This window comes from Enterococcus sp. 3H8_DIV0648, from assembly GCF_002140655.1.
Classification (GTDB): Bacteria; Bacillota; Bacilli; order Lactobacillales; family Enterococcaceae; genus Enterococcus_A; species Enterococcus_A hulanensis.
The window spans coordinates 2,145,976-2,153,848 of record NZ_NGLG01000001.1; the positions used below are offsets into that span (position 1 = coordinate 2,145,976).

At 40.5% G+C, this 7,873-nt stretch carries 7 protein-coding genes; 3 read left to right on the forward strand and 4 right to left on the reverse strand.

Annotation, left to right across the window (positions count from 1 at the left end):
- The first annotated feature begins 57 nt into the window (after nucleotides 1-57).
- From A5875_RS09945 to A5875_RS09955, 3 genes are all read left to right on the forward strand, one after another.
- Nucleotides 58-879: a MurR/RpiR family transcriptional regulator gene (locus tag A5875_RS09945; RefSeq protein ID WP_088933454.1), complete on the forward strand. Its 822-nt coding sequence runs from the start codon at nucleotides 58-60 to the stop codon at nucleotides 877-879.
- A gap of 145 nt (nucleotides 880-1,024) precedes the next feature.
- Nucleotides 1,025-2,071 (forward strand): zinc-dependent dehydrogenase, encoded by a 1,047-nt coding sequence (locus tag A5875_RS09950; protein ID WP_088933455.1) that lies wholly within the window; start codon nucleotides 1,025-1,027, stop codon nucleotides 2,069-2,071.
- A gap of 1 nt (nucleotide 2,072) precedes the next feature.
- A complete protein-coding gene (locus tag A5875_RS09955; protein ID WP_088933456.1) occupies nucleotides 2,073-3,119 on the forward strand; it encodes a galactitol-1-phosphate 5-dehydrogenase in 1,047 nt (348 codons plus the stop codon).
- A 196-nt stretch (nucleotides 3,120-3,315) separates the two neighbouring features.
- Here the strand turns inward: A5875_RS09955 and A5875_RS09960 are convergent, their stop codons facing one another.
- The 4 genes from A5875_RS09960 to A5875_RS09975 form a co-directional block, all read right to left on the reverse strand.
- Nucleotides 3,316-4,590 (reverse strand): pilin N-terminal domain-containing protein, encoded by a 1,275-nt coding sequence (locus tag A5875_RS09960; RefSeq protein ID WP_088933457.1) that lies wholly within the window; start codon nucleotides 4,588-4,590, stop codon nucleotides 3,316-3,318.
- A 35-nt stretch (nucleotides 4,591-4,625) separates the two neighbouring features.
- Nucleotides 4,626-5,459, reverse strand: coding sequence for a class C sortase (locus tag A5875_RS09965; protein ID WP_088933458.1), 834 nt, complete (start codon nucleotides 5,457-5,459; stop codon nucleotides 4,626-4,628).
- A 54-nt stretch (nucleotides 5,460-5,513) separates the two neighbouring features.
- Nucleotides 5,514-7,199 (reverse strand): SpaH/EbpB family LPXTG-anchored major pilin, encoded by a 1,686-nt coding sequence (locus A5875_RS09970; RefSeq protein ID WP_176244651.1) that lies wholly within the window; start codon nucleotides 7,197-7,199, stop codon nucleotides 5,514-5,516.
- A 71-nt stretch (nucleotides 7,200-7,270) separates the two neighbouring features.
- Nucleotides 7,271-7,873 (reverse strand): prealbumin-like fold domain-containing protein (locus A5875_RS09975; protein WP_176244652.1); only part of this gene is annotated, 603 nt, incomplete at its 5' end.

Genomic DNA, 7,873 nt, shown 5'->3' on the forward strand with positions numbered 1-7,873 from the left:
CTAAAAATCTAGATACTGCTAAAAGCGGAACTGGCACTGTCTCTTATACACATCTAGATGTGTATAAGAGACAGGGTATGTACCTATATCATCGAGAATCCTGAAATCGCTAAAACGATTACTACGAAAAAGCTCGCACAAGAATGTGACGTCGCAGAATCTTCTATTACTCGTTTCGTTCAAGAAATCGGCTTTGAAAAATTCAGCCAATTTAAAATCAGCCTCGCTGAAGAGCTATCGCAGCAAAATAATTCAGAGGATACAACGAATGAAGTGTTGTATGATGACATCTCGCAAGACGACTCGACTGAGATGACGATCAAAAAAGTAATCTACCAAAACATTCAGCGCATCAAGGAATTAGAAAGTCTGATCCAAATCAGTCAAATAGAAGAAGCCGTTGCACTAATCAAAAAAGCCAAGTCATTGAACTTTGTCTGCACCGGTGCTTCGAATGTTGCGGCGAATGAAGCAACTCTGCGTTTTTCGCGAGCTGGAAAAAAATGTATTCTATGGAATGATACGAGTATGCAGACAATTTCCGCAGCAACCGCAACTGCCGATGATCTATTCATCGGTATCAGTGATTCAGGAAAAACAGCTAGTGTTTTAGACTGCTTAAAGGTAGCCAAGAAAAAAGGTGCTGCTACTTTAGCGATCACTTCCAGCAGCAAGTCACCGATCCACTCGATTGCTGAGCTGACGTTGCTGACACCGACACATAGTTCATCAAGCCGTAGCTGGGAATCTACTACTTCTAAAACTTCACAAATTTTATTGATCGATATTTTATATGTTTGCTACGGGTTAGCAAATTTTGATTCAACCATCGATTCATTAGAAGCAACGCATAAAGCCTTGAAATATACACGCCGTTAAGAAGCCGCGCCAATTTAATTGGTGCAGCTTTTTTTGCCCTCATATAGGATGGAATTAAATTCTTTTGATTTTAGCAATTGACAAAATTAAATTCCGGGTATATATTGTGGGTGCAGAATAAAATTTTATTTCAGGAGGTTTTATCATGAAAGCAAGTTTCTTTTATGGTCCGCAGGATATTCAAGTTGAAGAAGTAGATAAACCCGTTATTAACGAAAACGAATTATTAATCAAGGTGCATATCGGTTCGATTTGTGGAACGGATTTGCGAATATTCAAGTTTGGTCATTTCAAAATCGATCAAAAACGTGTATTAGGACATGAGTTAGCTGGAGAAGTCGTTGAAGTTGGGGGAAATGTTGCCGGGTTTTCATTAGGTGATCGTATCTCAGTGGCACCAAACGTTGGCTGTGGTCATTGTCGAATGTGCCAAAAGGGCTATAATCAGCTTTGTTCAGAATATGAAGCCTTCGGGATCAGCTATGATGGTGGTTTCCAAGAGTATATGAAGATTCCGCAAGCAGCGATCGAACGAGGAAATGTTTTTAAAGTGCCAACAAACCTTTCTTATGTTGAAGCAGCTTTAGTCGAACCCTTCTCGTGCACCTACAATTCCTACAAGGCACTAAATACCAAACCGGGCGACACAGTTGTCATCATTGGGGCGGGACCGATTGGCGCTTGTCATGTGCTGATCAATAAACTAGCCGGAGCCACGAAGATTATTGTGGCAGATGTAGCCGCTTCTCGTTTAACAGAAATGAAGAAAATCGGGGCGGATGTGACCGTCTTATCTTCAGAAGAAGATTTGAATGCTCGAGTGTTGGAAGAAACTAATGGTGCGGGTGCCGATGTCGTGATTACCGCTTGTTCAGTTCCTGCTGTTCAACAACAAGCCTTAGAGATTGCCGCCGTTCATGGCCGGGTAAATTTCTTCGGCGGTATGCCAAAGGGCAAAGAATTCGTCACCTTGAATACCAATCTACTTCATTATAAAGAATTGATCGTTTTAGGAACGACAGGCTCTTCGATTGAAAACTATCGTGAATCCTTAGACATCGTCGCTTCCAAAAAAGTTGACTTACTGCAATTAGCTACTCACTCCTTCTCATTAGAACAAATCAACGATGCCTTTGCTTTTGCCCAATCTGGTGAAGGCATGAAGACATATTTGAACATAGCAGGTGAATAGAATGAAAATGCAAGCAGCGATTCTCTATCAACCAAGCGATCTGCGGGTCGAAACCACAGAATTCGACGACCAAATCAATGCCGACGAAGCAATCATTAAAGTCAGCCACACAGGAATTTGCGGCTCCGATCTCGATCGCATTTTAAAAACCGGTACTTATTCTTTTCCGACAATTCCCGGGCATGAATTCTCAGGAGAAATTGAAAAAATCGGTGACCACGATACCTTAGCCCTTGGCGACCCAGTCGTAGTTGCACCGATGCAGCCCTGCTTCAGCTGCGAACATTGCCAACAGGGAAATTATGGTCAATGCTTAAACTACAAATTTATGGGCTCTCGCAATGATGGTGCCTTTGCTCAATACTTGAAAGTTCCACTAAAAAATATCATTCCGTTTCCTAAATATGTACCGCTGAAATACGGCGCTTTGATCGAACCAGCTGCGGTGACATTGCACGGCTTGAATCGAATTCAAATTCAGGCTGGCGATACGGTCGCTGTACTAGGCTGCGGAACGATTGGTCTATTTGCGATTCGTTTAGCCAAACTATTGGGAGCCACTCAAATTATCGCAGTCGATTTATCAGAAGAAAAGCTTGAGTCTGCCGAAAAATTAGGCGCGACCATTTTGATCAACAGTGCCAAAATAAATGCGACAGAAAAGATCAAAGAAGTGACCGGCGGTGTTCAGATCGCTATCGAGACAGCCGGCGTTCCCTTCACTCAAGTCCAAACAGCCGAGATTACCCGCGATCATGGGAAAATTTTACTATTAGGTACTGCCCACAAAGACGTGACCTTCCCAGCAGCGACCTTTGAGCGGATCATCCGTGGTGAAATTACTATCACCGGATCATGGAACTCATACTCTGCACCATTCCCTGGACAAGAATGGCAGACGATCATTGACTTCATCGGAAATGGTTCGTTAGATATGAATGAATTTATTACTCATACCATCACTCTTGATGAATTACCAAAAACGATCCAGCAAATGGCGGATCGAGAGTTCTCCTTTAATAAAGTGTTGGTTGATTTAACTATTTAAAACACCACGAATGATCGGAATTTGTACCGGTCATTCGTGGTGTTTTCTATTTTTGATTCTTCTTTAGAAAAAGAAAACTGTGAAATAACCGTCTTCCTAAGACTAATGGTTACTTCGCAGTTTTCATCATTTTAAAGCAATTACCCAGTATTTATTTATATCCAACTTTCTCATTTTACTCCCTTTATACTCTTTGTTACTCCACCCTCCTTTTGTTCCAATACCATAAACTTCCGGCTACAAACAGACAACCCAAGATAATCAAATAGTTCAATAGTTGTTCACCTGTTTGAGGTAATACCTTTGAGGCAGCTTGCTGTATGGGATTTGCGGGATTATTTCCCCCGGAAGTTTTTGGTAAAATTTCTTTGTCTTTGTCTTTTTCCTTTTCAGGATTATAAACTCTCGGTTCTTTCTTTTTTCTAGCATCCTCAGTTATTTGGCCACTTTCGTCTTCTTCCATTGCCTGACCATTCACTAAAATGTGTTGAAGTTCGTTGTTCTCATTTCTTGGCGATTCTGGAATTACGACCGGGATCTTCTTTGCCTCCGTTGAGATTTCGTAGCCTTCAACACCTTTGATCTCTTCGAAATAATAAGTTCCAGACGGAAGGTAGTGATTTTCCATCTCAACTAATCCATCCTGATTAGAGGTATATCTGCTAATATTGGTGTCATTTACTGGATCAGTCGACGTCACCCATTTATTTTTCAAATCAGTCGTTGAATCCATATGAAGATATTCCTTATTTCCTTCTTCATCGTAACGGTAAAGTACAAATACAGCACCATCTAATGGAACCTCTGAACCATCGGTCTTCTTCCCTAACTTATAGAAATACGGATTACGCAAATAACTAAGATTTTTCGGATAAACATGGATAGTTGACAATTCATCCCCTGTCATCGGATCCATTACTGGTAACATCACCGCAAAAGGTCGAGCTCGCTCCAAATCTGCTGTAATTCCCGTTGCGGGATCGATGCCTGTTTCCACAATCAAATAAACAGCATAAGTTTGCAGTTCTTGATTATACTTAGGAACATTCACCCTTAAAATTCCATTATCTCCAGTATCACTCGCGGTTTTCAATCCCTTGAGCATTGGCTTATATTGATGTTGCTGCAAATAATCAATCGCAAACTGACAGCTCATTTCATTTACTTGATCTAGAAAATCGTTTGCTTCTAACTTGCTCTCTTGATAAAGTTTTGTAACGTCGTAGACATCAAAAATCGCTCCATCCAAAGATGTTGTTTTCGAAAGTATGTCTGCTTCTTGGCTTGCTTCAAGGCCATCATTTTGATGAGGATCAAATTGCTCCAGATCTGCATCTCTAAGTATTCGTTTATGAAGAACGATTTCAACTTCTTCTCCTGCTGCATGTCCGTCTATTCCTCGAAATGCACCAAACAACACCGGCACCACCAAACAAGTAAACAGCACATATTTTATCAGTTTCTTCCACATACCCTACTGCCCCCTTTCATTTTAAAAAAATTCTCCTATTTCGCCTTTTGGTTTCCTTTTCTATAAAGTAGATATATTCTAATCCCAATCAATATCAGCATTACAGCAGCTGTACAAATTGCTGCAAACAACACTTTACGATTTTCTTTTGTATTCTTGATTGGTTTTATTTTCGCTTTTTCTTCAGGGATATATTTCGTACGCACGCCTCGAACAAGTAACCGATGCGAATTCACGCCATATGGTGTACATGTCAACAACGTACAATGATCTTCTCCCTTGACTAGTTTTAAGGCATCTGTTTGTTCTGGCAACACAACTTGGATCTGGTCTACCTTATAGGCTAGTGTTTTATCCAAAATTTTTAAATAGAACAAATCGCCTTTCTTCAATTCAGTCAAATCTGTTAACATCTTTCCGGCTGTCACCCCAGTATGTCCAGTCAAGACACTATGCGTATTCTTCCCGCCAACTGGTAAAGAAGAGCCTTCCAGATGTCCGATTCCGCGTTTTAGAGTTTCTTCTTTCGTTCCATGGTAAATCGGCATTTTCACTTTTATTTTAGGAATCTCTAGTTTTCCCATCGTATTTTTAATATTTAGAACCTTATAATAGTTGCTTTGGATCGCATAGCCTGATCCTTCAATGAATGGATCGTGGACTGGATTGCCTGCCAGTGTTTCATTAAAGGCATAAGCCTTTTTCCATTCTTCCGCTAATTTTTCCTTATTTAACTTGCTGACTTCTTTTTCATATGTATCTAATGCATAACTACCATTTTTTTCAGAAAGATAATTACTCAAGGTTGGATACCCCAATACACCAAGCCCAATTAACAGGACTAAAACTGCTACAACAATCCGTTTCATGAATGTCTTCCCTCCAAAAATGAGTGGGGGAGAATCTCCCCCACTAGTTCGTTCTTACGCTTGACGTTTCTTCGGTAAAATAACCATTACCGCTAATCCGATCAATACGATTCCTGCAATAGTAAGTAAGATTAGTCCCATACCACCAGTTGCTGGAAGTTTGAAGCCTTTTGAGTTGATAACTTCTTTTGTCACAACGTGTGCAGCGTTTTCGTTAGTGAAATCCACTTCAACTGGTCCGTCTAGCAAGTTATAGCCATCTGGTGCCAATGTTTCCACTACGTAGTATTTATTTGGAGTTTTTGCATCATCCACTCCTGAATGAGTTTTCAAACCCTCAAAACTCGTGGCATAGAATTTCCCATTAATTAAACCAAGTTTTGCTGGATCTGTTTCACCTGGTCTAACAATCCACTCAATTGAAGTTGCTGCGTCATAATCATCATGTCCAGGGCGGATAATGGCAATTATTTTGCCAGAAAGGTCTAATTTTACTTTGATGAATCTCCCTGCCTTAGCATTTGCAACAGTACCTGTAATTTGGAACTCAGCACCCGTTAATGCATTTCCTTTTTGATCTTTTTTATCGATTGTTACTCGACCAACGTTTGTTTCTGTTTCAGTTGTTGGTACTTTTTCATTTCCGGTAGTCAAGCCATTGTTAAACTCGATTTCCCCTTTATTGACAATTGTGTAGTTTGGTTTAGAAACGACATTCTCGTTAACAGTAGTTGTAAATTCAATTCCAACATGTGTATATGATCCACCAGTAGTAGTCATATAAGTTTGTAACTCGTCAAGACCAGCTGGAGTAAATTCTACAGTTAAAGTATTTTCATTCCCCGTGCCGGTTGTAGGATCTGCATCAGTAACTGTGTAGTTTGCATTTCCAGGATTTGGAATTTCTGATTTCGTCCAACCACCAGAGCCGTTGTCTTTGTATACATACGCTTTTGCAGTGTTTGTTTTATATGTCAAAGCACTGTCCAATTTATCGTTGATTTTGTATACAGCATAGTCTTCAATATCTGAAGGAATGTTGACTTTGATGTTGTAGCCAATTTCATCCCCGATATTTACTGAATTAGAGCTTGCGCCATCCATGTCCTTAGTTGGTGTTTGACCTTGGTTCTTAGGATATACGTGAACATCTGTGTTCCATTTGTCTAAGTCAGTTGGATGTGTCATTGGTACTGAGATAACGAATGGTTTGATTGGTGAAGCGATCGTTACTTCTTCCGTTCCGCCAGAACCATCTGGAATTGTTGGTTTAGGTGACGCACTGTTAGCAAGATCTTCTTCTACATAGTAGAAACCTTTCAAGCCAGTCAATTTCAAAATACCGTTTGCATCTGTTTTACCTGAGCCTGCTTCTAACGCCATGGTATAAGTGTAAGTGTTTCCGTTATAAGCAACTGATAATTCTGTTTTTGCTCCATTCGTAGTGTAAACAGCGCCATCTTTTTCTGATGGTGGAACAGTTGGATCTGTTGTAGCTTTTGGTGTTAATTTGTAAACATTGAATTGCACATCTTTAACTGGAGGATTCGTGATGGTATTATCTTCCAGTCCATTTCCTTCTGAACCGATCTGACTATTGTCTTCTGCCCAGTGTTTGTGGATTGTTAAATCTCCACTCGTTGGTTGAATCGCATCGTGATCGGCAAAAGCACTTAATCCGCTGCCGAATGTTGTAAACAACAGCGCAACAACCGCTAATACTTTACTTAGCTTCTTCATTTTCATTCCCTCTTTCTTTCCTTTTTTTATTTTATTTTTATAAATTTGCTTAATGCAAACCTATACCTAAGTTAAATGTGCTTCTTTCCTAAAAGAAGCAAAATTGATAAACCTATCAGGAGAACGCCTAGACTCGCGATTACATGAAGTCCCATTCCACCCGCCATTGGCATGACCTGTTTTTTATAGTTCGGCAGATATAGATTGCCGCTGTCTTTATAAAAGGCTGGTGGCAATATATCTCCACGTCCAAGTGGATCAGTCACTGTTCCAGCATTTGTATCGACTGTGATTATCCATTGACCCGCTGGCAATTCATAGCCATCCACGGTTTTCGTCTCGACCAGTAAGTAATCACCGGATTTCAATCCGCTAAAATTCACTTCACCGGTTGTACTATGGCTAGGTTGTGTTTGAACGGGTGTACTCATATCCCAATACGTATCTGGCGCTAATGGATTGTCATTGACACCGATGTCCAACGTCTTTCCATTCAATCCGCCATAAATCTCGAACACGACACCTCCTAATGGATTGCCTTCGCCATTGACTTTGATGAAGGAGAAACCTGATTCTTTTGGATAGTTTGGTAGATGACGTTTACCATCCTCTGTATAAAACGCTGTCGCAAGCGGGGTCCCTCGTCTCTGAACTGTCCAATCACCAGTTTCTGC